The 19,899-nt window shown below is 71.3% G+C and carries 16 protein-coding genes; 1 reads left to right on the top strand and 15 read right to left on the bottom strand.

Annotated features, from left to right (window positions below; all coding sequences use genetic code 11):
• Nucleotides 1-2 precede the first annotated feature (2 nt).
• The 15 genes from Psi02_RS16375 to Psi02_RS16310 all read right to left on the bottom strand — a co-directional run bounded on the left by Psi02_RS16375 (nt 3) and on the right by Psi02_RS16310 (nt 19,327).
• Complete coding sequence (locus Psi02_RS16375; RefSeq protein ID WP_203974975.1) at nt 3-2,183, bottom strand: hypothetical protein; 2,181 nt, start codon at nt 2,181-2,183, stop codon at nt 3-5.
• A 6-nt stretch (nt 2,184-2,189) separates the two neighbouring features.
• Nucleotides 2,190-2,321, bottom strand: coding sequence for a DUF6760 family protein (locus Psi02_RS40715; RefSeq protein WP_275409551.1), 132 nt, complete (start codon nt 2,319-2,321; stop codon nt 2,190-2,192).
• Complete coding sequence (locus tag Psi02_RS16370) at nt 2,318-2,878, bottom strand: hypothetical protein (RefSeq protein ID WP_203974974.1); 561 nt, start codon at nt 2,876-2,878, stop codon at nt 2,318-2,320. Before Psi02_RS16370 ends, Psi02_RS40715 begins: the two co-directional genes overlap by 4 nt.
• Nucleotides 2,878-3,321 carry a phage tail protein gene (locus tag Psi02_RS16365; RefSeq protein ID WP_203974972.1) on the bottom strand — a complete coding sequence of 148 codons (444 nt, stop codon included), beginning with the start codon at nt 3,319-3,321 and terminating at the stop codon, nt 2,878-2,880. The genes Psi02_RS16370 and Psi02_RS16365 overlap by 1 nt, the downstream gene beginning before the upstream one ends.
• 30 nt (nt 3,322-3,351) lie before the next feature.
• Entirely contained in the window at nt 3,352-4,866 is a 1,515-nt protein-coding gene (locus Psi02_RS16360; protein WP_203974970.1) for a phage tail sheath family protein, read from the bottom strand.
• A gap of 145 nt (nt 4,867-5,011) precedes the next feature.
• Entirely contained in the window at nt 5,012-8,134 is a 3,123-nt protein-coding gene (locus tag Psi02_RS16355) for a hypothetical protein (RefSeq protein ID WP_203974968.1), read from the bottom strand.
• A gap of 119 nt (nt 8,135-8,253) precedes the next feature.
• Nucleotides 8,254-8,895 carry an eCIS core domain-containing protein gene (locus Psi02_RS16350; RefSeq protein WP_203974966.1) on the bottom strand — a complete coding sequence of 214 codons (642 nt, stop codon included), beginning with the start codon at nt 8,893-8,895 and terminating at the stop codon, nt 8,254-8,256.
• Nucleotides 8,896-9,012: 117 nt separating this feature from the next.
• Complete coding sequence (locus Psi02_RS16345; protein ID WP_203974965.1) at nt 9,013-10,485, bottom strand: hypothetical protein; 1,473 nt, start codon at nt 10,483-10,485, stop codon at nt 9,013-9,015.
• On the bottom strand, nt 10,482-11,504 hold the full coding sequence (locus Psi02_RS16340; RefSeq protein WP_203974964.1) for a zinc ribbon domain-containing protein: 1,023 nt from the start codon (nt 11,502-11,504) through the stop codon (nt 10,482-10,484). The genes Psi02_RS16345 and Psi02_RS16340 overlap by 4 nt, the downstream gene beginning before the upstream one ends.
• Nucleotides 11,501-13,375: a zinc ribbon domain-containing protein gene (locus Psi02_RS16335; protein ID WP_203974963.1), complete on the bottom strand. Its 1,875-nt coding sequence runs from the start codon at nt 13,373-13,375 to the stop codon at nt 11,501-11,503. Before Psi02_RS16335 ends, Psi02_RS16340 begins: the two co-directional genes overlap by 4 nt.
• Nucleotides 13,372-15,447, bottom strand: a complete 2,076-nt coding sequence (locus Psi02_RS16330) for an ATP-binding protein (protein ID WP_203974962.1) — start codon at nt 15,445-15,447, stop codon at nt 13,372-13,374. Before Psi02_RS16330 ends, Psi02_RS16335 begins: the two co-directional genes overlap by 4 nt.
• The gene (locus Psi02_RS16325) at nt 15,444-16,061 is read right to left on the bottom strand and encodes a Pvc16 family protein (protein ID WP_203974961.1); all 618 of its coding nucleotides are present in this window, start codon (nt 16,059-16,061) and stop codon (nt 15,444-15,446) included. Before Psi02_RS16325 ends, Psi02_RS16330 begins: the two co-directional genes overlap by 4 nt.
• Nucleotides 16,058-16,672 (bottom strand): helix-turn-helix transcriptional regulator, encoded by a 615-nt coding sequence (locus Psi02_RS16320; RefSeq protein ID WP_203974960.1) that lies wholly within the window; start codon nt 16,670-16,672, stop codon nt 16,058-16,060. Before Psi02_RS16320 ends, Psi02_RS16325 begins: the two co-directional genes overlap by 4 nt.
• 95 nt (nt 16,673-16,767) lie before the next feature.
• Entirely contained in the window at nt 16,768-17,904 is a 1,137-nt protein-coding gene (locus Psi02_RS16315) for an alpha/beta hydrolase (RefSeq protein WP_203974959.1), read from the bottom strand.
• A gap of 166 nt (nt 17,905-18,070) precedes the next feature.
• Nucleotides 18,071-19,327 carry an epoxide hydrolase family protein gene (locus tag Psi02_RS16310; RefSeq protein WP_203974957.1) on the bottom strand — a complete coding sequence of 419 codons (1,257 nt, stop codon included), beginning with the start codon at nt 19,325-19,327 and terminating at the stop codon, nt 18,071-18,073.
• Between the two features lie 253 nt (nt 19,328-19,580).
• Here Psi02_RS16310 and Psi02_RS16305 point away from each other — a divergent pair, with 253 nt between their 5' ends.
• The gene (locus tag Psi02_RS16305) at nt 19,581-19,895 is read left to right on the top strand and encodes a hypothetical protein (protein WP_203974955.1); all 315 of its coding nucleotides are present in this window, start codon (nt 19,581-19,583) and stop codon (nt 19,893-19,895) included.
• The last annotated feature ends 4 nt before the right edge of the window (nt 19,896-19,899 follow it).

Raw genomic sequence — 19,899 nt, 5'->3', positions numbered from 1 at the left:
ATTCAGAAACGCCTCCCGCCGGGTTCCGACAGGTCGCCGCGGCGCTCGCGTTCCAGCCAGAGCTCGGCCCGGAGGCGGCGCAGCAGCGGTTCGAGCAGCCGTCCCACCAGTTCCTGATCCTGCTTCGCGTCCCCCGGCGCGCGTCCCGCCCGTTCGGCCGGCGGCGCGACTGGCGGTGGTGGTTCCACGACTGCCGGCGGGTCGGCGGCCGGATCCTCCTGGCGGGCCACCGGGATTCCCGACGCGGCCAGCCGCATCACGACGCGCTCCGCCATCTCCGCCATGCCGTACGGCGCCGCGTGGCCGGACTCCGCTCCGGTGCCGGAGGAGTCCGCGGGAGTGCCGAGGGCCTGCACGGCCTGCACGGCCTGCACGGTCTGTGCGGTCTGTACGGCAGGCATGGCGTATGCGCTGAACGCTTGGACGGCAGGCATGGCCTGTGCGCTGAAGCCGGCCGTCCGGATCCCCGGGGGCCTCTCCGGCCAGGCCGCCGTCCGGAGCGTGGTGCGCCCCCGCATGTCCGTGGAGCGCTGGAGCCCGGGCTGCTCCGCCTGCCTCATGCTCGGCCGCGTGACCGGGGAGGCGCCTGCGGCGGGATCGCCGGGGGACGGCTGCGGACCGCCGTCGAAGAGCAGGCCGGAAACGGCCTGCGGCGCCTCGGGCATGAGGCTCAGGCCCAGAAGTGGGCGCGTCTCCGCCACTTCCGGCCGTACGGCTCGCGCGACGACATCCGGCCGGGCGCCGGCCGGGCTGCCCAGGACATCGGTTCCAGCTGCGGTCCGTCGAACGGGTTCATCCGGGCCTCGGGAGGTGACGGTGCCCGCCGGCGTCCGTTGGACGGGTTCGCCGGGCCCTCGGGTGGCCGTGGTGCCCGCTCGCTCCGTGCCGGTGGTGGTGCGACCGGAGTCGGCCGGGGACACGGTCAGGTCGAGCCGATCCCACCCGAGCGTGGACGCGACGGGGTCCGCGTCTACCTGTGCCCGCACGCCGGACGGCGTCTCCGCCGGGTCGCGGGTGGCCCATCGGGTGAGCGTGTGCGGCTGGATCGACGAGTTCGCGAGGCCGGTGGTGCCGGGCGCTTCCATCCGCGCGACCGTGGGAATCATGTCCGACCCGCTTGTCCCGCCGGATGACCGTCCTGCGCCGGATGTCCGGGTCGGCGAGCCTCCCAGCGCGTCCGCAGGCCGGCCGTTTCCCAGTGCGTCCGCAGGCCGGCCGTTTCCCAGCGCGTCCGCAGAGTGGCCGTTTCCCAGCGCGTCGCCTTCGAGGGGCGGGCCGAGTCCGAGCCGCCGTCCGGCCGTGCGCTGCACGGATGGCTGCACAGAGGGAAGACCCGCTGCCTGCGGTTCGCGGTGGTTCCGCGGCCCGGTCACCTTCGCGGAGACCTGCCCTGAGGCGGTCTCGTGAAAGAGCGGCGGAGCGGGCTCGGCGGCATTCGTGCTCAAGGACGTGTCGCCCGCGAGCGCACGCATGCCGCTTCCCGCGAGGCCCGCGTCACCTGCGTGAACGTGCGCCGAGCCGTCCCAGGTGCCGATGGCGTGGGTGCCCCCGGCGCCGTGTGGGGCGTCGTCCGCGTGGGCCCCCCAGGAGTGGTCCGGGGGATAGTCGGCGGAGGCGCTGGCAGCATGGCGGAGGGTGTCGCCCGAGGATTCTCCCGGGAACGCCTGGGTGTTTCCATGAGAAACGTCGACGTGCACGCCTTCCCCCATCTGGCCGTGCGACCCCGCGTCCGCGAGCGAGGATCCGTCCTCACGGCTCACGACCGGCAGCGCGCCGGGAGAGGGTGCCGGAGCCGTCCACCGGGAGATGGCCACCGGCTCGTGCCCGGCCGGGGGCGCCGGCCGTACCGGCGGGTGGTCGTCACCCGGTGTGCCCGGCCGTGCGGCGGGAGCCGTATCGGGGGAGAGGGAGCCGATGAGGCCGCCGGTCCGGTCCACGACGTAGTGGCCGAGCGGGGCCAGCGACGACGGGTTCCGCCAGGCCGTCAGCGCGCCGGAGAACGCGTCGCCCGGATTGGCCAGCGGGTGCGGGCCGACCACTCGCTGGAGCGGGGGCAACGACCGCCACTCACCGCGATGCACGGGAGCCGGCCGAGTCTCGACCAGGGCGTCCTCCCGGGTCCCGGTCCGTGCGCCGTCCTCGCCGGGTCGCCCGGGCTCGGAGCGCGTCCATGGCCACCGCATCGTGGCCTACCCGGCCAGCCGGCCGGTCTCGGCGACGAACCGGCGGCGTTCGTGATGCTCCAGGTCGAGGAGGTCGTCGAGCGGCCAGTGCAGGTGGTACGCGAGATAGGTGATCTCCTCGTACAGCCGGTCGGTCATGGTTCCCCCAGGCGGCTGCCCGAGAGGTCGACCGTGAACTCGTGGCGGCACTCGGGGCAGGCGACGGCCGCCCGCGACTGACCCTCGCTGTTCACCCGCCGGTACAGGTCCTGCAGGAAGGCCAGATCGGAGGCGAAGAAGTTCTCGATCAGCCCGGGATGGACGTCGGTGATGGTCCCGATGCGCGTGACGACCCGGCCGAGCAGCACCACCGTGAGATAGGCGCGGTTCTCGCGCACCCGGTCGTCCCTGAGCGGGACCAGCTCGTCCCGCGCGGTGGCCAGGCGCATGACGCCGTCGCGGTGGACCGTGCCGTACTCGTCGACGTAGCCCCGGGGCAGTTCGAACGCGAACTCCGTGCGCATGGTCTCGCGCCGGGACTCGGCCGCGCCGTACGGCCGGCCGTTCTGTGCGTGGTCACCGGTGACGGCCGCGGCCATGCCGGGATCGCCCGTACCGGGGACGGCCGCGGCGACAGGGGACAGGGCCGGTGACAGGGCCGGTGACAGGGCCGGTGACAGGGCCGGTGACATGGCGGCCGGGGCGGTGCGGCGCATCACGCGGGCTCCATCCCCTCATGCACGATGACGAGCTTCTCCATCAGCACGGTGGCGTCGCCGGCCTTGAGGGTGCCGATCTCCAGGCTCTTCGGCCAGGCGTTGTGCAGCTTGTACCGCTTGATGGCGACGCCCTCGAAGTCGTACACGATGATGGCGCCGCCCTTCCTGGCGTCCTTCATCTTGCCGAACTGGGCGTCCTTGGCCCATTTCTCGAAGCTCTGGTCGTTCGTGAGACCACGCGAGAGCGTCACCTCTCCGGGCTTCGGACGGCCGGGCAGCTTCTTGCGCATGAACTTGCCGTCGGCCGTGTTCTGCGGCAGGTCGATGACGTCCTGCTCCATCTTGAGCCCGGACACCTCGCTGATCTGCTTGATGACGATGCCGTCGATCTCCAGGCCGAAGGAGTGACCGACAGAGGTGTCCATCTCGGGGAGTGCCATCACCTAACTCCTTGAGTGCTGTTCGGGGTGCTATTCGCCGATGAGGCCGGCGCCGCCCGATATCTGGGCGAGCCGGAAGACCACGAACTCGGCCGGCTTCACCGGGGCGACGCCGATCTCGCAGATGACCTGTCCCGCCTCGATGCTCTCCGCGGTGTTCGTCTCGCCGTCGCACTTGACGTAGAAGGCCTCGTCGGGCGTGCGGCCGAACAGCGAGCCCTGCTGGTAGCCGAGGATCAGGAAGGCGCCGATCGAACGCCGGATCCGGGCCCACAGGGCGTCGTCGTTGGGCTCGAACACCACCCACTGGGTGCCGGTGAGGATCGACTCCTCCAGGTAGTTGAACAGGCGCCGGACGTTGAGGTAGCGCCAGGCCGGGTCGGAGGACAACGTCCGCGCGCCCCAGATCCGGATCCCGCGGCCGGAGAACGCCCGGATGCAGTTGATTCCGATCGGGTTCAGCAATTCCTGCTCACCCTTGGTGAGCTGGGTCTGCAGGGCGACCGCGCCGCGCACGACCTCGTTGGCCGGGGCCTTGTGCACACCGCGCGTGGCGTCGCTGCGCGCCCAGATCCCGGCGACGTGGCCGCTGGGCGGCAGGAATCGGGTGGCGTTCACCGCCGGGTCGAAGATCTTGACCCAGGGGTAGTAGAGCGTGGCGTACTTGCTGTCGTATCCGGCCAGGTCGGTGCGCCACTCCTTCACCTGGTGGGCCGTCATGCCGGGAGGCGCGTCGAGGATCGCCATGCGGTCGCCCATCAGCTCGCAGTGCGCGATGATCGCGTCCTGGACGACCTTCACTCCCTCGAGGTCGATCGCCCCCCGCTCGTAGGCGCCCATCAGGTCGGGCACCGCCACCATGGTGATCTCGTCGACGGCCTCCAGACCACCGAAGCCCGTGCGCTCCGCGACGTTGCCGACGTAGTCGTCGGCCGACACGTGGTCCGGCACGGCGGCGGGGGCCGGCGGCGTCCGCAGGGTGACCGACTGGGGCGACGGCACGGCGGCGGTGGTGCCGGTGTCCACGAGCGTGATCAGCCGGGACTTGCTCTGCACCTGGGTCGCCACGTTGTCCTTGCCGCGCTTGGCGGTGACGCCGTCGTAGGTCTCCTCGACCTTGCCGTCGCGCTTCACGACCAGGTTGAACCTGTCGCCCGCCTCTTCCTGCCCGGCCGGCTGCGCCACCTCGACGACGATCTCGGGCGTGCCGTTCTTCAGCTCCTTCGCGGCGACGCGGTAGGTGCCGAGCATCGCCTGCGGTTCCGGCATGGTCCCCGCGCCGTCGCCGCCGATGCGGACGACGTAGCAGGTGCCGCCGCCGTTCAGGAAATATCCATAAACGGCGTGTGCGAGATTGCATCCCGGGATGAAGTCCCCGAAGGTCTGGGTGAACTGGCTCCAGCTCGTGACGAGGGTCGCGGTGTTGTACGGCCCGAGAGCCGCGAAGCCGACGAACGCGGCGACCGCCGTACCGACCCCCTCGATCGGTCGTGAGCCCGCCTCGACCTCCTCGACGTACACACCCGGGGTCAGATATGTGGGCATCCTTGCCTCCGTTCGCGGAATCTCGTCCCGCATCCAGAATCAGACGCCCAGGCCGTGAGCACAGCGTCCGCGCGCCCACCCTTTGGTCCCTCGTCCGCTGCCCCAAGGGGCAGGTCTGTTGGCGGCCGGCACCGCTGGTCACGTGCTACTTCGACTGGTTCTTGCCGCGCTTGACGATCTCGTCGGCTATGTCGTGGAACTCGGTGGTGGACAGGCCGCTCTTGGCGACGTCTCCCTGCAGGCCCTGGGTGGACTGCATGTTGGCGGCGATTTGGCCGGCGTTGGCGTCGGCCGGGACGAATCCCTGCATCCGGACGGAACCGCGGTTCCCCACGAACTCGGTCGGTTTCCAGGTGCCGGACGGCACTTGGGCGCCGGCCCATCCCTTGCCGAGTTTTCCGTCCTCCGCGATCTGCGGCAGGTTGCCGGCGTCGAGTATCTGGCCGCCGATCTGCTCGGCGCGTTCGAGATCCAGGGCGAACTGCCCGGCCTCGGGCAACGGCACCAGGTCGTCGGCCAGCGCCGCCTTCTCGGGGAACTTCGCCGAGAACTCCTTCAGGCCCATGCCCTGGATCCTGGCGGCCTCGCGGGCGTTTCCGGCGGCTCTGACTTCGGCCGCGGCCCGCTTCTTCACCTCTTCCAGGGCTTCCCGCTTCCAGTCGTCCTCCGACTCGACCCTGCGCAGCGCCGCCTTGATCTCGGGGTCGTACAGCTGGATGAAGTCGTCGAGAGACAGCGCCCGGATGTTGGGCACCGCGTCCGGATTCTGCGCGAACGCCTTGCGGATGACTCTCGACCGGGCGGTGAGAATCGCCTGGAGATCCTGCTTGCCGTAGCGCAACCCCTCGGCCGACCAGCGTCCCGCCTTCGACTCGATCACGGTGACGATCCGGAACTTCGGCCCCTCCCAGAACCCGATGATGCCGTCGGTGAGTTGCCGGCCCTGCGCGTCCCGCAACCTGTGGCCGGGGATGAACTCCAGCGCCTCACCCGCGAACTGGCCGGCGAGCTTCGCCCTCCCCTCGGACGTCGCCAGCATCGATTTGACCTGGACAGCGGCGATCTCCTCGAGGAGTTGCCCTTTCGCCGCCTCCACACCCGGCCCCTTCTTGAGGACGCGGACGACCGCGGCGGCGTCGAGATTAGCGCCCTTGAGCCCTGGATAGGTGCTCTCGGCCGTGTGCAACCAGCCGGCGATCTCCTCGGCGCGCTGGAAGAGCACACAGTCCCGCTGGAATGTCTGAGCCAGAGCACCCAGCCGGGCCTGTACGGCCTTCGCCGACGGCGCCTTCATCCCCGGCAGCAGCTTCTCCGCGTCCTGCTCCGCCATCCTGACGGCCACGGCGCGCTGGGTGAGTTCGCGATTGCGGGAGATGACGGCCGCGTAGCGCTCGGTGAGCGCCATGCACGGGGACTGGCAGACGAAGAGCTTCCCGGTCTTGGTGACGATCAGCTCGCCGCCACCTTCCAGGCCGATCGAGAACGCCTCGCCCAACTCCTCCTTGGGCACCGCGGACTTGGCCTGCTCGCTGATCGCGATCTTGTCCTTGAGGTCCTTGACCCGGTTGGCGGCCTTGTCTGCTCGCTCGGCCGCGGCCTCGGCCATGCGTGCTCTGGCTTCCAGTTGGGCGTCCTTGCCGCCGCTCTTGGCCGCCGCGGCGCGCGCCTCCCCGGCGAGTTTGCGCACCTCGTCCGCCTTGGTGCGGGCCAGCGCGGTGGTCTCCTCGGCCTCGGCCAGCGGCACTCGTCCGAGGAGCTTGCGTTCCATGGTGAGTACCTCGCCGGACATCTCGATCGCCTTGATCGCCTGCGCGCCCTCGGCGGTGGCGACCTTCCCGGCGATGAGGAGAGACCGGACCTCCACGCCGATCATCACGGCGTCGAGCGCGGCGAACGCCAGCGCCATCTTGACCTCGGACTGAGCTTCCTCGGCTTTGCGGGAGTCAGCCAGTTTGGTGTCGTCACTGACGCTGGCCCGGGATGCGGCTGTAAGGATGCCGGCCTTTCCCGCCGCCAGTGCGGCCTCGCCGGCACCCTTGATCGCCATGGCCGCCGCGAAACCGATGCCTCCGGTGGCGAGGCCGGCGATGACGTACACGCCCATCTCCAGTGCGGTGAGCCCGAGCTTCACCCACCATGGCGGATCGCCGGAGCGCTCGGCGTACATGTCGGCGACCGGTTTCCACACGGGATCGTTGCTCCAGTTACGTCCGGGCCTGGCGGGGCTGGTGGCCGTGCCCTGGCGCAGCTGCCGGTGGATCGGGGTGAGCTCCTTCGCGACGACCTTGCCCAGCATCGGCCGAGTCGTCCCGATGCTGGCGATCGTCGCGGCCAGTTCGGTCGCGATCAGGGTCAGCGTGTCCTGGCGGCCGGCCGACGTGTCGGAGGAGACGCGTGCGGTCTTGGAGGTGTCCTCGATCTTGTCGCGGACGAGGATGTACAGGCGGGGGTGCAGTGAGAGAAGGTCGCCTATGGCCTCCACGCCGAAGTCGTAGGCCTTCTTCAGCTCCTCGTACGGCGGGGCGGACGGGCTCTTCGAATAATCGGCCGGAGCCGCGTCCGGGTTGAAGTACACGGGCACCCACTCCGTCGAGGGGCTCTCCGCGGACCCGGTGACCACTGGGCGCGTGCCGAGCTCGATCTTCCGGGCTTCCGACAGTTTCTCCTGCAGGACGACGAGGTCCTTCGCGGCCTGCTGGTCGACCGGGTTCTCCCTGGCCTTGGCCTGCTCGGCGGTCGGCGGCCCGATGATTGGCTTTCCGTTCCTGTCGTACGCCATAGAGGTGAGCGAGGAGTCGCAGTACTGCTCGTTCATCGTCAGGTAGCCACGCGCCACCTGCTCGGTGTCCTCGAGAAAGGCGTCCTCGAGGTTACGGAAGAAGGAGCCGTCGCTTGGGAGTGCCTTGACGCTGCGCTGCCACACGCCGGGATTGGCCGCGGCGAGGGCCCGCCAGTTCTGCGTGCGGTGCCAGATGAGGTCGATCGCCTGCTCGGCCTGTTTGGACGAACCGCCGGTGCATGCGTTGAGCAGTGCGATGCGTTCGTCGTCGCTCGCCTGGCCCAGCCATGCGCCGTGGTCGGAAGTGATCGCCCCCGGCACGTCATCGGCCGCCGTTTCCGTGAGGAGTGTCTTCACCTTGTCGCTGGTGTAGGTGTTCCGCTGGACGACCAGGTGGGCGACCGAGAGGTTTCCCGAAGTCCGTTGCAGGCTGAGGAGGGCGGTAGGTGACCGCACCGCCTGGGACGGGTCGCTGACCGTGCGCTGCACGGCGGCCGCCGCCTGTTGCTCCTCCGAACAGTCGCAGGGGTGATCTCTTCCACACCGCTGCACCTGTGCCGGACGACGAAGAGGTTCGCTCCGCGAGTGGTCCACGATCGGCGGCACGGCTACTCCGCCTGCTCTTCCTCGGGCTCTTCCTGGCGCTGGACGTGCGTCTGCGCCGTCGCCTCCTCTTCCTCCGGCGCCTCCTCGCGCTGAACGGCGGGAGCGGGGGCCGACATCACGTGGTCGGCGGTGGCCGAGGCCTCGCGCTCGAAGCGGTCGGACGGGTCGCTGACCCGCACGCCGCCCCCCGACTCCGTGCCGTCCACCGGGCCGTTGCGCTGCTGGATGACGTGCGTGAGCTCGTGGGCGAGCATGTGACGGCCGGCGTCGGAGGACGGGTCGTAGTGCTGGAACACGACATCCGACCCGACCGTGTACGCCTGGGCGTTCACGGAGGTGGCCGAGTGCCGGGCCTGCTCGCCCGTGTGGATCCGCACGTCGGAGAAGTCCGCGCCGAACCTGCCCTCCATGTCGGCCCTGACCTCGTGGTCGAGGGCCTGACCACCCGAGGAGATCACGTCGTGGACCGGCGAGCGTTCCTCCTCCAGCATCCCGCTGACCGCCGCGTTGCCCGCCGTGCGCTGCAGGCCGAGCAGGCCGCGTGGATCCATTCCCCCCGCGTCGAGAGCCGCCCCCTCGTCGGTTCGCGCGCGGTCGCCCGGCGGTCGGAACTCCGCGCCGAGGTCACCGGCATGCCTGTGCATAGCGCCCCCTGGGAGCAGTGTCGTTTCCCCGACGCTGACACGCTCCGCAGCGGGCAAGAAGGACCGGAGGTCCGTACGAAAGGGCGGCGGGGACCGCCCCTTCGAGCACGGCCCTCCCTACTGGCGCTCGATCACCTGGTCGAGGATGGCCGTCACGTCCTGCCAGTCCTGCGGCAGGGCGTCGTAACGGACGGACCGCTCGCCGTCCACGATCAGCTCGTACGTGATGTGGTCGGCCCCGCCGGGTTCTGGCGCGGGTTCGCCGAGTTGCAGTCGCTCGAGATTCTCGGTGAGGCCGGTCAACTCCTCGGGCGTGAGGGTGGTGTCCACGTTGGTCGTCACCCGGGTGACCGTGGCGCGGCCGTCCCCGAACACCGTGATCCGATCGGCGAACCCGGCGAAGCCGCCCGCCCGGTGATACTCGACGAGCAGTTGCGACGCGGGGTTCACCGGAGGAGGTGCGGGGGTCTTCACCCGCGGCGACGGCGAAGGTGACGGTGACGGCGACGGAGCAGGAGGGGGAGAAGGCGACGGCGAGGGTGGTTCAGGAGGCCGCATCGTGACGCCCGGAGCCGGAGAGGCGTCCTCCTGCGTGGGCGATCCCGCCACCACGAGCGGGCCGGATCCCGAGTCGGACGAGGACGGCCGCAGGTTGAGCGCCAGACCCCCGGCGAGGACGGCCACCAAGGCGCCGGCCAGGACCAGCGGCAGCACGCCCAGCCGCGGCTGGACGATCCGTACGCCGTTGGCGCTCACCGGCTGACCCTCCTCCGGCGTGGCCACGACGTGGAACGGAACCCGCTGCGGCTTGCCCAGCCATTCCTGCCGGGCGTGCACCTGGAACGGGACCGCCGACCTGCCCGGCTCGACGGTCGTGCCCGCCGGGAGTTCGAAAGTCAGCAGCCCGTCGGTGTCGGACGCGGTGAGTCGTAACCGCTCGGGAACGTTGCCCTGGTTGTCGATCAGCAGTGTCTGCGTCGTACGGCTCCCGCCGCGGGCGGCGCCCGGTTCGAGCGCCAGCGTGAGCGACCGGTAACCGCCCAGGTGCACGGCTCCGACGGCGCTCGCCTGCAGACCGGAGGTGACCTGCGAGTCGGCGAGCACACCGAAGCTCCACGTGCCCGCGGACGAGGCCGCCTGGCGGGAGGGCGTGAACCTCACGGTGCAGACACCCGGACGGCCGGGATAGACGGTGAGGTCGGCGGGCTCGACGCTCGCCCAGGACGCCGCGGGGCCGGAGACGCGGACCAGGAACCGCTCCACCCGGTTCCCGGTGTTGTGGATGGTCGCCTGGGTCTCCGCGATCTGCCCGGGGTCGACCGTGAGCGCCGGGTCCGCGAGCTCGATCCGCGCCCCCGACCGCTGCTCCTGTTCCACCCGCTCGTGCCGGGCGGTCTGCGGTTGCGCCTCCGGCTGCGGCGGGTGAGGGGGAACACTCGAACCCCGCGGGTCCGCCGGCGGCGGCTCCTGGGCGGATGGGCCATGGGCCGCCGCCCGGTCCCACGGCAGGTACGCGCCGCAGGAGGGGTTGACGCAGAACTGGGTGCCTTCGGCGTTGACCTGGCCGCAGACCGCACACGTGACGCTCATTGCAACCCCTCCAGCCACGATCGCACCTGGTCCTGGTTGTCGTACGCCCAGGATGCGGCCGCGAGCAGCAGGGCGATGACGACACACCAGAGCACCAGTCTGGCCAGCCCGCCGAGGCAGCCTGCCCTGCGCTGCCGCTGGACTCCCGACGGAACGTACACGACCTGGGGCCGGGGCGGTTCCGGCGGCGGCTCGGGCCGCGGCGGCGGCGGAGGCGCGGGCGCCGGCTTAGGCCGCGGCGGCGGAGCCGGGACCGCGCGGGAGCCGTTCACGGTGATCGGCGCGCGGTCGCGCGCGGCCGCGGTGACGGTGAAGCGGTAGGTCCGGCCGTCGTCCTGGCCGCTCACCACGGTCACCCTGATGGGCACGGTCGTCCGGCCGGGAACGGCGGAGACCGATGTGGGCAGGTCGAGCCGGAGCTCGCCGGACTCGTCGGTGGCGCTCAGCTTCACCACCTCGGAGAGGTTGCCCTGGTTGTCGAGGATGAGGGAGTGCTCCGTCGTTCCCCGGCCACGCGTGACCTGCGGCCACAGCTCGGCCGTGAGCGCGGAGAACGTGCCGACCGTGAGCCAGCCGGTCGCGTCCGCGTGCAGACCGGTGTTGACCGACGACTCGACGAGGACGCCGAAATCCCACCGGCCGGCGCCGGCCGCCGACGAGCGGGGCGGGGTGAAGCGCAACGCACAGGTGGCCTTGGTGCCCGGATAGACGGCGAGCTCGGCCGGGTCGGCCTGCCCCCACGCGGCGGCGGGCCCGAACAGCCGCAGCTGGAACTGCTCGACGCGGGTCCCGGTGTTGTGGATCGTCACCTGGGTCCCGATCGTCTGACCAGGCTCGACCGTCAGGGACGCCTCCGCGAGATCGACGCGCAGGCCCGCGCGCTGCTCGGCGACGGGTACCCGGCCCGTCTCCGGCTGCCGGGCACGGTCCCACGGAAGGTAGGCGCCGCACGTCTGGTTCGCGCAGAACTGGGCGCCGCCGACGTTCTGGAAGCCGCACTTGGCGCATGTCAAAGTCATGTCACGACCAGCCAGTCATATGGGATCTTCACGAATGGTCGCCGGGTGTAGAACGGCTCGACCTCGGCGAAGCCGTCGCCCTGGCTCAGCACGCAGACGTCCGTCAACGCCGAGGCGTAGAGGCCGGCGTCGTCCCGGTAACTCGTGGCGTCCGGCGTGAGGAGGACCGCCGATCGGGGGCCGATCACGTCGTGCTCCAGCCGGGGAGCGGCGACGCCGACGTTGCCCGGGACGGTCCTGGCGAGCCCGGCGGCGGCCTTCGCCTGCCCCTTCCCGTCCCCGGCCGGGTCCACGACGAGGTAGTCGAAGGCCACCTCGGCCGTCGCGGCCGAGGCGTCGAGGGTCGACGCGATGAAGCCGCCCTGCTCCTTGTCGTCGATCCGTACGGCCTGGCCGCCCTCCCGCACGGTCAGGATGATCACGCTGTCCGGGGTCGCGGTCTCGATGCCGGAGACCTGCACCCGTTGCTGGCCGGTTCCGATGCGCGCACTGCCCGCCTCGTACGGCAGGCCGCCGAGGGTTCCCCGCTGCCGGTCGACCACGAGATAGCTGAAACGCAGGCCGTCAGGCGAATCACCGGTGACCGGCCCGACCTGGAACGAGCTCTTCTCCCGCCCGGTCACCCGCAGCGCCGCGGCGGGGAAGTTGCCCCCGGTGCGCGGACGGTCGTCGCCAATGGTCGTGCCCGCCATCGTGATGGCGGTCAGATCCGGCGTGAGGAAGATCCTCGTGCCGGAGGCGAGGTTCCGTACGGCGACCTCGGCCACGCCGCCCGTGAGCTCGCCCTTGCCCGCGACGTACGCCGGAGGGGTCACCGGCTTCTGCGTCTTCTTCACGGTCGCCTTGGGGGTGGGCTTCGCCCCGCCGCCCGGTGCGGCCGAGTTCTCCGCTTTCTTCGTGCCTTCCTCCGTGGCCTTCTCTGTGGCGGTCGTGTCCGAGCCGCCGTCCCCGCCGTCCGCGGCGGCCGTGCTCCCCGCACCCGCCGTGGCGGGCGGGCCGGTGGAGGAACGGGTCAGCGCGAGGACGCCCGCGACGAGGGCGACGACCAGCACAGGCGCCACGATCAGCGGCCAGCGGCCGAAGCGGGGGGTGACTATGCGGGTGCCCTCCACGGTGACGGGTGGTTCGCCCGCCGGGGTGACGACGACCGTGAACGGCACCCGTTTCGGCATGCCGAACGTCGCGGGCGCCGCCCCGACCTCGACGGGGACCGTCGCCCTGCCGGGGTCGAGCCGCACCTGGGCGGGCAGCCCGATGCGTAACTCGTTCTCCGCGTCGGTGGCGCCGAGCCGCAGGTCCTCCGGGGCGTTGCCCTGGTTCTCCAGCATCAGCGAGTGCCGCGTACGGACGCCGCCACGGGACGCTGCGGGTGACAGGACGGCCTTCAGCGCGTGGAACCTCCCGATCGTGAGCCTGCCGGGCACGTCGTCGCGCAGGCCGCCGCTGACCATGGAGGCCGCCGCCACGACGAAGTCCCAGGTGCCCGCCGGTCCGGCGGGGGAGCGGGGCGGCGTGAACGTGACCGTCGCGGTGGCGGCGTCGCCCGGGTAGACCGTGAGCTCTCCGGGGTCGACCGCGGCCCAGCGGGCCGCGGTGCCGGTGACGGTCAGCGCGAACCGCTCGACCCGGGTCCCGGTGTTGTGCACGGTGGCCCGTGCGTGCGCGCCGGTGCCGGGCTCGGCCGCCAGGTCCGTGACGTCGAGTTCCATCCGCATTCCCGTCTTGCCGCCCGCCTGTGGCCGCAACGAGGTCTGCGGTTGCCTCTCCTCGGCCGGGGCCTGCCCGGACCAGGAGAGATACGCCCCGCAGCCGGGGTTCGCGCAGAACCGGGCTCCGGGTGGATTGCTGGTGCCGCAACTGATGCAGTTCATTGACGCTCCGGGCTGACGAGGGAGAGATAGGACCCGAACTCCCGCTCCAGGCAGAGCCGTCCGAGTTTGCGGTACTCCCGGGCGACGGCCCCGACGACGTCCGCCATGCACACTGGTTCACCTGACGTCGCCGCCAGGTAGGCGGCCGTGATCGCGACCGACCGGATGTGCCCGCCCGCGAGTTCGAAGGAGCGCGCGAGGAAGTCGAGGTCCACGTCGGGGTCGCGTGGCAGCCGCGCCCCCAGGCACCGGTCCCACAACGTGCGCCGCAGGTCGGAGGAGGGCACGGGGAAGTCCACCACCTGGTCGAGCCGCCGGGTGAAGGCCTCGTCGAGGTTGGCGCGCAGGTTGGTGGCCAGGATCGCGAGTCCGTCGAAGGTCTCCATGCGCTGCAACAGGTACGCGCTCTCGATGTTGGCGTACCTGTCGTGCGCGTCGCGGACCTCCGAACGCCTGCCGAAGATCGCGTCGGCCTCGTCGAACAGCAGGACGCCGTTGACCCCGGACGCCTCGGCGAAGATCCGCTCCAGGTTCTTCTCGGTCTCGCCGACGTACTTGTCGACGACGGTCGCCAGGTTCACGGTGTACAGGTCGAGCCCGAGCGACGCGGCGATGACCTCCGCCGACATGGTCTTGCCCGTGCCCGAGTCGCCCGCGAACAGGGCGGTCACGCCACGGCCGCGCCCGCCTCCCGGCCGCATCCGCCATTCGCCGAGCACCGTGTCCCGGTGCATCGCCCGTGCGGCGAGCTCCCGCAGTTGTGCCGTGACGTCGGGGGGAAGGACGAGATCGTCCCAGCCCACGGCCGGCTCGATTCTGCGGGCCAGCCGTTCGAGGCCGCCCGCGTTCTGGGCGCGTGCGCCGAGCCGCAGATGGTCGGCGCGCAGCGGGCTCTCCTCCGCGAGCGCGATGAGGGTGGCCGCCGTCGCCGCCCGGGTGATCTGCTGGGGGCCCAGCGTGAAATGGGCGGTCGCCGCGTCCGGGTCGGCTCCCGGCGCGAGCCGGCCGTTCAGCGCGTCGCGCCACAACTCCGCCCGCACCGCGCCGGGCACGGCTTCGACGTCGGCCGGCAGCGGGGGAGTGGAGCTCCAGTGCGGGTCGAAGGGGGCCGTGCCGTACATGATGACGACGACGTCCGCGGTCGGCGGCGCGGGAAGCGGTCCGGAGATCGGACCGAGGACGATTCCGCGCCCGGTGAGCAGCGCCTCCCGGTAGAGGGAGCGCGCGAGGTCGGGGGTGAGCCGGGCGGCGTCCGCGCAGAGCGCGCCGGCGCCCGCTCGGGACAGCGCGGCCACGGCGAGGGCGTGCCCGCTTCCTCCGGCGCGTTCCCGCAGGTAGATGAGGCGGACACCGTTCAGTACGGCTCGCGCCAGCCGTTCGGCTCCGGGGAGCGTCACCGTTGCCCGCCCCCCGGCTGCCGTCTCGCCTGCTCTGCCGGCTGCCGTGTCGGCTGTCGCGCCGGCCGCGGGGAGGGTGAGAACCGCCGCGAGCGCGGGGTCGGGCCGGTCGTCGCCGAGCAGGTGCGCGACCACCCGGTCCGGCACCCGGAGCGTGCGGGACAGCAGCGGCCGCTCGGGCTCCTCCACGACCAGGAGCCCGAGATCGGCCAGCGCGTCCAGCCTGGCCCGCGCGTGGGCCGAGGCCTCCTGCATGCCGCAGAGTCGGAGGGCGAGCCCGGCCGTGGCCCGCCGCCGCGTGACGTCGTCGTTCAGATAGCCGTAGAGCTGCTCGTAGCGGCTGTCCACGTCGGGCAGCACGGCGGCGAGCAGCAGTTCGACATCGAGGTGGCTCAGGCGGGCGGCGGCGGTGAGGTGGCGGAGCCGGGACCGGCCGCCCGCGGCCTCCGCCTGGTCCGCGGCGGCCTCCACTTCGGCGAGACCCGGATCGCCGTCCCCGATGGGCAGCCGTCGCGATCGTAGGATCTCGTCGATCGCCTGGTCGGAGAGGTAGAGGCCGCGGAAGGGGTCGTCCGGGATCGGATCACGGGCGCGGAGGGCGGCGACGGCGCCGCGGACCCGCCGCTCGACGAGACCGAGCCGCCCGAACAGGTGCGTCACGCTGGGGTCGGTCACGGTCGCCGGTCCTTCGCCTGGCGGGACATCGCGACGCGGGTCTGCCTGGTCACGACGCGGGCGACCAGGTCCTCCGTCACCAGCGGGGCGGCCGGCTCCGGCGGCACGGCGGGAACGGGCACGCTGACGACCACGTCCAGGGAGGGCTTCAGCTCGCCGCCGAGCGCCGTCCAGACGTCGGCGAACGCGCGGTCCTCCGGAGGCGGCGACGCCACGGTCATCGGCACGGGAAGCCCCAGTTCGGCCAGGGAACCGGTGAGCCGCGACGGCGGCATCATCTCGTTGGCGAGCAGGACGACGAGCATCGACGAGAGCAGCCGGTGCTCGTCCTCCGGCCGCTGCGTCCAGGCGGTGACGAGGTAGGACAGCTTCATGTGGCGAGGCGGCCGGTGGCGTGCCGCGATCCGGCCGTCGGAGTCGTACTCCGGGATCCGGCCCAGTTCGCGCCTGCGCAGGTCCTCGCGGATGTCGTAGAGGTACATGTTGACGGTGGGGGTGTTCCGCCGGGCCGCCCACTCCTTCGTCGGCGCCTCCAGCAGCACCTCGATTCCGCTGCCGGCTAGCGCGTTCTCGCGGATCAGGTTCCGCAGGGCCTCGTCGATTTCGTGGATCACAGGAGGCCGTTCCTCAGCGCGTAGGCCACCGCGTGCGAGCGGTTGCGCAGGTTGAGCCGCGTCGTGACGTCGTGCATGACGCTCTTCACGGTGCGCTGGGAGTAGCAGAGCCGCGCCGCTATCTCGGCGGTGTCGTAACCATCCGCGACCAGGCGCAGCACCTGCACCTCCCGGTCGGCGAGGCCGGTGAACGACAGGCCGCGAGGGCCGAGCACGTCGCGCTGGACGCTGCCCACCTGGGAGAGCAGCCGGCCCAGCAGATCGGGCGGCAGGGATCCCTCTCCCTTGGAGGCCGCTTCGACGATGGCCAGGAGCCGGTCGGGCGTGGCCTCCGCCCGGCGGACCAGCCCGGCGACCCCGATCTCCATCACCGCGATCAGGCCGGCGTCGTCGACGTGCCGGGAGATCACGAGGATGCGCAGGTCGGCCCGGCAGCGCAGGGCCTTCAACGATCGCAGCAGCTCCTCGTCGACGGTGTCGCCGACGACGAGGGCGACCCGCGCCTCGTCCTGGTCCACCAGCCGCACCTCGGGGCGCTGGCGCAGCTGACTGGTCACCCCGGCTCGGAGGATGGGGTCGTGGGCCTGCACGTACACCGCGATGCGATTCACGCGGTCAGTATGCGAAGCGGGCCCTAACGTGCGGTCAACGTGCACCTAACGCCGCCTCTTCGGGCGCACGGCCGGGCACCCGAAGAGGCGGCGTCCTATCGCCGGTGGGAGAGCACCCAGGCGGCGAAGGCCTCGATCCCGTCGACGACCCTTTCGAAACGCGGGGAGTGGAACAGGTCGAACGCGTGCTGCGCGCCGGGCAACTCCGCGTAGACGACCGGGGCGGACGAGGTGCCGCGCAGCTTCCCGGCGAAGAGCCGGGCGCCGTCGACGGGCGCGATCGAGTCCCGGTCGCCGTGTGCGATGAAGAACGGCGGCGCGTCCTGCCCGATGTAGGTCATGGGGGAGGATTCGGGGCCCTGGCCGTAGTAGTTCCCGTACCAGCCGTTCAGGGAGACGACGGCGGTGACCGAGGTGTCCGCGTGCTCGAATCCCGGCTGGAAGGCGGGGTCGTTGGGGGTGAGGGCGGCCATCGAGGCGAGGTGACCTCCCGCGGAGCTGCCCGAAACGAAGATCATCGACGGGTCGGCGCCGTACTCGTGCGCGTGTTCCCGCGCCCAGGCGATCACCTTCTTGAGGTCGACCAGGTGCTCGGGGAACCGGGCCGCAGGCCTGAGGCGGTAGTTCGCGCTGACGCACACCCACCCTCGCCGTGCGAGCCGGTGGATCAGAGGAAGCGACTGAGTGTTCTTCCTGCCGCTGTCGAACCCGCCCCCGTGCAGGTGGATCAGCAGGGGACCGCCCGAGGGGTGGGAGCGATGGCGGTAGACGTCGAGGAGATTGCGCCGGCCCGCGTCGCCGTAGCTGATGTCCGCCCGCCGCTCGACGTCGCGGGGGCGTATCGCGACCGGCAGGAAGAGGATGCGCAGGAGCGGGAGCCGGCGGCGCCGATTCACGCCGGCGGCGGCGCGCCACCCGCTGCCGAGGCCCTCGGCCAGGGCGTGGTCGACGACCGGGCCCGTCCGTAGCCCCTGCCGGACGACGACCGCCATTCCGGCCAGCACGACGACGGCCGGCCACCCGCCCAGTAGGTCGATGGAGCCCTGGCCGAGAGCCAGCGCCGTCGAGGCCAGGAGCCAGTAGAGGACGACGAAGGGCAACTCGTCGATCACGATGCCGATGCGGAAGCTCAGATAGGCGAGCGGCCACGGCCTGCCCACCGGGCGAAGGCCGAGCAGCACACCGACCGCGGTGAGGGCCACTGTCGTCAGGTAACCGAGGGGGGGAGTCATGGGGACAGCATCACCGTCACGGCCCTGCCGCCGCATCGGGCGCGCGGTCATCCCGAGTCCGACCGAGGTGCCGCCCGCCTACGACTTTGGTCGGACCGGCCGGCGAAGCCGTCGCCGAGTTCGAGGCGACTTCGGGCCTGGGGTCACGCCGTCGAGCGCACGCGACCTAACGGCGTCCGCGGAAGGTTCGCCGGAGGTCGTCGACCCACAGGTCGGGGATCTCCCAGGGGATGAAGTGGCCGCCGTGGTCGTGGGCGGTGAGGTTGACGTGGTTGTACCAGGCGGCGCGGTCACCGTCGAGGAAGCTCTGGACGCGCCGGTCGGTGCTGACGCCGGGCGGGTTCTCGTAGGCGACGAAGGTGATGCCGGTGGGCGCCTCGACGGCCGGCTGCCGGTCGTGGGACGGGGTCCACGGGTAGCGGTTGTTGTTGGCGTAGGTGCGGATCGAGGTGCCGATCGTGTTGGTGACCCAGAAGATCATGGCGTGGGTGAGCAGGTCGTCTTTGGTGAAGACGGTCTCGATGTCGCCGCCGTTGTCGCTCCAGTTCACCCAGCGGTCCAGAATCCAGGCGAGCATTCCGGCGGGCGAGTCGGACAGCCCGTAGGCGAGCGTGCTCGGGCCGAGCACGTGTGCGGCGAGATGGACGGCGAACCGCTTCTCGAACGCGACGAGCTGGGCGTGGACGTCTGCGGGCAGACCCTCGGGGATGGGCCGGCCGCCGCTCAGGTCCCAGGCCCGGTCGCCGTTGAACAGGGTGAGCTTCTGGCCGGATCCGATGTGGATGGCGTAGAGCTCATCGGCGTACTTGTGCCCGAGCTGGCCGGTGACCATGGCTCCGACGTCGCAGCCGGCGGCGGCGTACTTCTCGTGGCCGAGCGTGCGGGTCATGAGGGTGTGCCAGAGGTCGGCGACCTTCCAGAAGTTCATGTCCGGGTGGTTCGGCAGCGGGGCGGAGAACCCGAAGCCGGGAAACGAGGGGACGATCACGTCGAACGCCTCGGCGGGATCGCCGCCGTACGCGCCCGGGTCGGCCAGCGGGTCGATGACCTTGGACCAGTGCCAGAACGTCCAGGGCCAGCCGTGCGTGAGGATCAGCGGTGTCGGGTCAGGGCCGACTCCGGGTTTGCGCATGAAGTGCACCGGCACGCCCTCGACCTCGACGTGGTGGTGCTCGTACGCGTTGATCGCCGCCTCGGCCTTGCGCCAGTCGTAGCCGGTGCGCCAGTAGTCGATGAGTTCCTGCAGGTAGGCGCGGTTCACGCCGTAATGCCGATCCTCGTTGCCCACGTCGTCCGGCCAGCGAGTCAGCTCCAGGCGCTGACGGAGGTCGGCGAGCACGTCGTCGGGCACGTGGATCGGCGTCGGTTCCAACGGGAACGGCCGGGCCCCGGCACCGTGCGACGGGGTGGTTTCGTTGCTCATCGTCGTCTCCTCGACCGTCACCGAGGTCCGCACGCCACGTACGGCGCTCGGCATTCGCCGCCGAAGCCGCGACCACGGACCGACCTGCCCCAGCAAGATAGCTCTCCTTCGGCGGTGGATCACACCGTGCGGACCTCCGGGCACACTCACGACGGCGGGCCGGTGCTTGAACCGGGCGAACGCGACCATGCGGACGAGTAGGCATTTCGCGGGAAAGTCTCGATCGGCGCCCTGGGCTCTGCGACGATGAATCATGATCTCATCGCGTAACGGCTGGGATCCTCTGGCAGCGATCGCGGTTCTGATCGCCGTGGCCATGCTGGTCCTGTACGTGGTCCTCATACGCCAGCAAGGCGGCCACGCGGCGGCCTGGTTCCTCGGCGGGCTGGCCGTGGCCGCGCTTCTCGGGATCTACGGCGTGGCCCACGCGGCGCCCCGGCGGGGATTGGCGCTGGCGGTGTCGGGCGTGGTGCTGATGCTGTTGGGGATCCTCGGCATCCTGTCGATCGGTCTCCCGATCCTCGGTGCGGGTGTGCTGGCCGTGGTCGCCGCCGCGCGCTCGCGATGAGGTC

Origin of the sequence: Planotetraspora silvatica (assembly GCF_016863315.1) — a bacterium.
GTDB classification, from domain to species: domain Bacteria; phylum Actinomycetota; class Actinomycetes; order Streptosporangiales; family Streptosporangiaceae; genus Planotetraspora; species Planotetraspora silvatica.
This window is presented reverse-complemented; position numbering and strand designations above follow the sequence as displayed.

Coding starts and splice junctions, on each gene's coding strand:
- Psi02_RS16360 (WP_203974970.1), bottom strand. CDS start 4,866: ATGCCCACATATCTGACCCCGGGTGTGTACGTCGAGGAGGTCGAGGCG.
- Psi02_RS16335 (WP_203974963.1), bottom strand. CDS start 13,375: ATGAACTGCATCAGTTGCGGCACCAGCAATCCACCCGGAGCCCGGTTC.
- Psi02_RS16370 (WP_203974974.1), bottom strand. CDS start 2,878: ATGCGCCGCACCGCCCCGGCCGCCATGTCACCGGCCCTGTCACCGGCC.
- Psi02_RS16375 (WP_203974975.1), bottom strand. CDS start 2,183: ATGCGGTGGCCATGGACGCGCTCCGAGCCCGGGCGACCCGGCGAGGAC.
- Psi02_RS16340 (WP_203974964.1), bottom strand. CDS start 11,504: ATGACTTTGACATGCGCCAAGTGCGGCTTCCAGAACGTCGGCGGCGCC.
- Psi02_RS16305 (WP_203974955.1), top strand. CDS start 19,581: ATGATCTCATCGCGTAACGGCTGGGATCCTCTGGCAGCGATCGCGGTT.
- Psi02_RS16315 (WP_203974959.1), bottom strand. CDS start 17,904: ATGACTCCCCCCCTCGGTTACCTGACGACAGTGGCCCTCACCGCGGTC.
- Psi02_RS16350 (WP_203974966.1), bottom strand. CDS start 8,895: ATGCACAGGCATGCCGGTGACCTCGGCGCGGAGTTCCGACCGCCGGGC.
- Psi02_RS16345 (WP_203974965.1), bottom strand. CDS start 10,485: ATGAGCGTCACGTGTGCGGTCTGCGGCCAGGTCAACGCCGAAGGCACC.
- Psi02_RS40715 (WP_275409551.1), bottom strand. CDS start 2,321: ATGACCGACCGGCTGTACGAGGAGATCACCTATCTCGCGTACCACCTG.
- Psi02_RS16365 (WP_203974972.1), bottom strand. CDS start 3,321: ATGGCACTCCCCGAGATGGACACCTCTGTCGGTCACTCCTTCGGCCTG.
- Psi02_RS16310 (WP_203974957.1), bottom strand. CDS start 19,327: ATGAGCAACGAAACCACCCCGTCGCACGGTGCCGGGGCCCGGCCGTTC.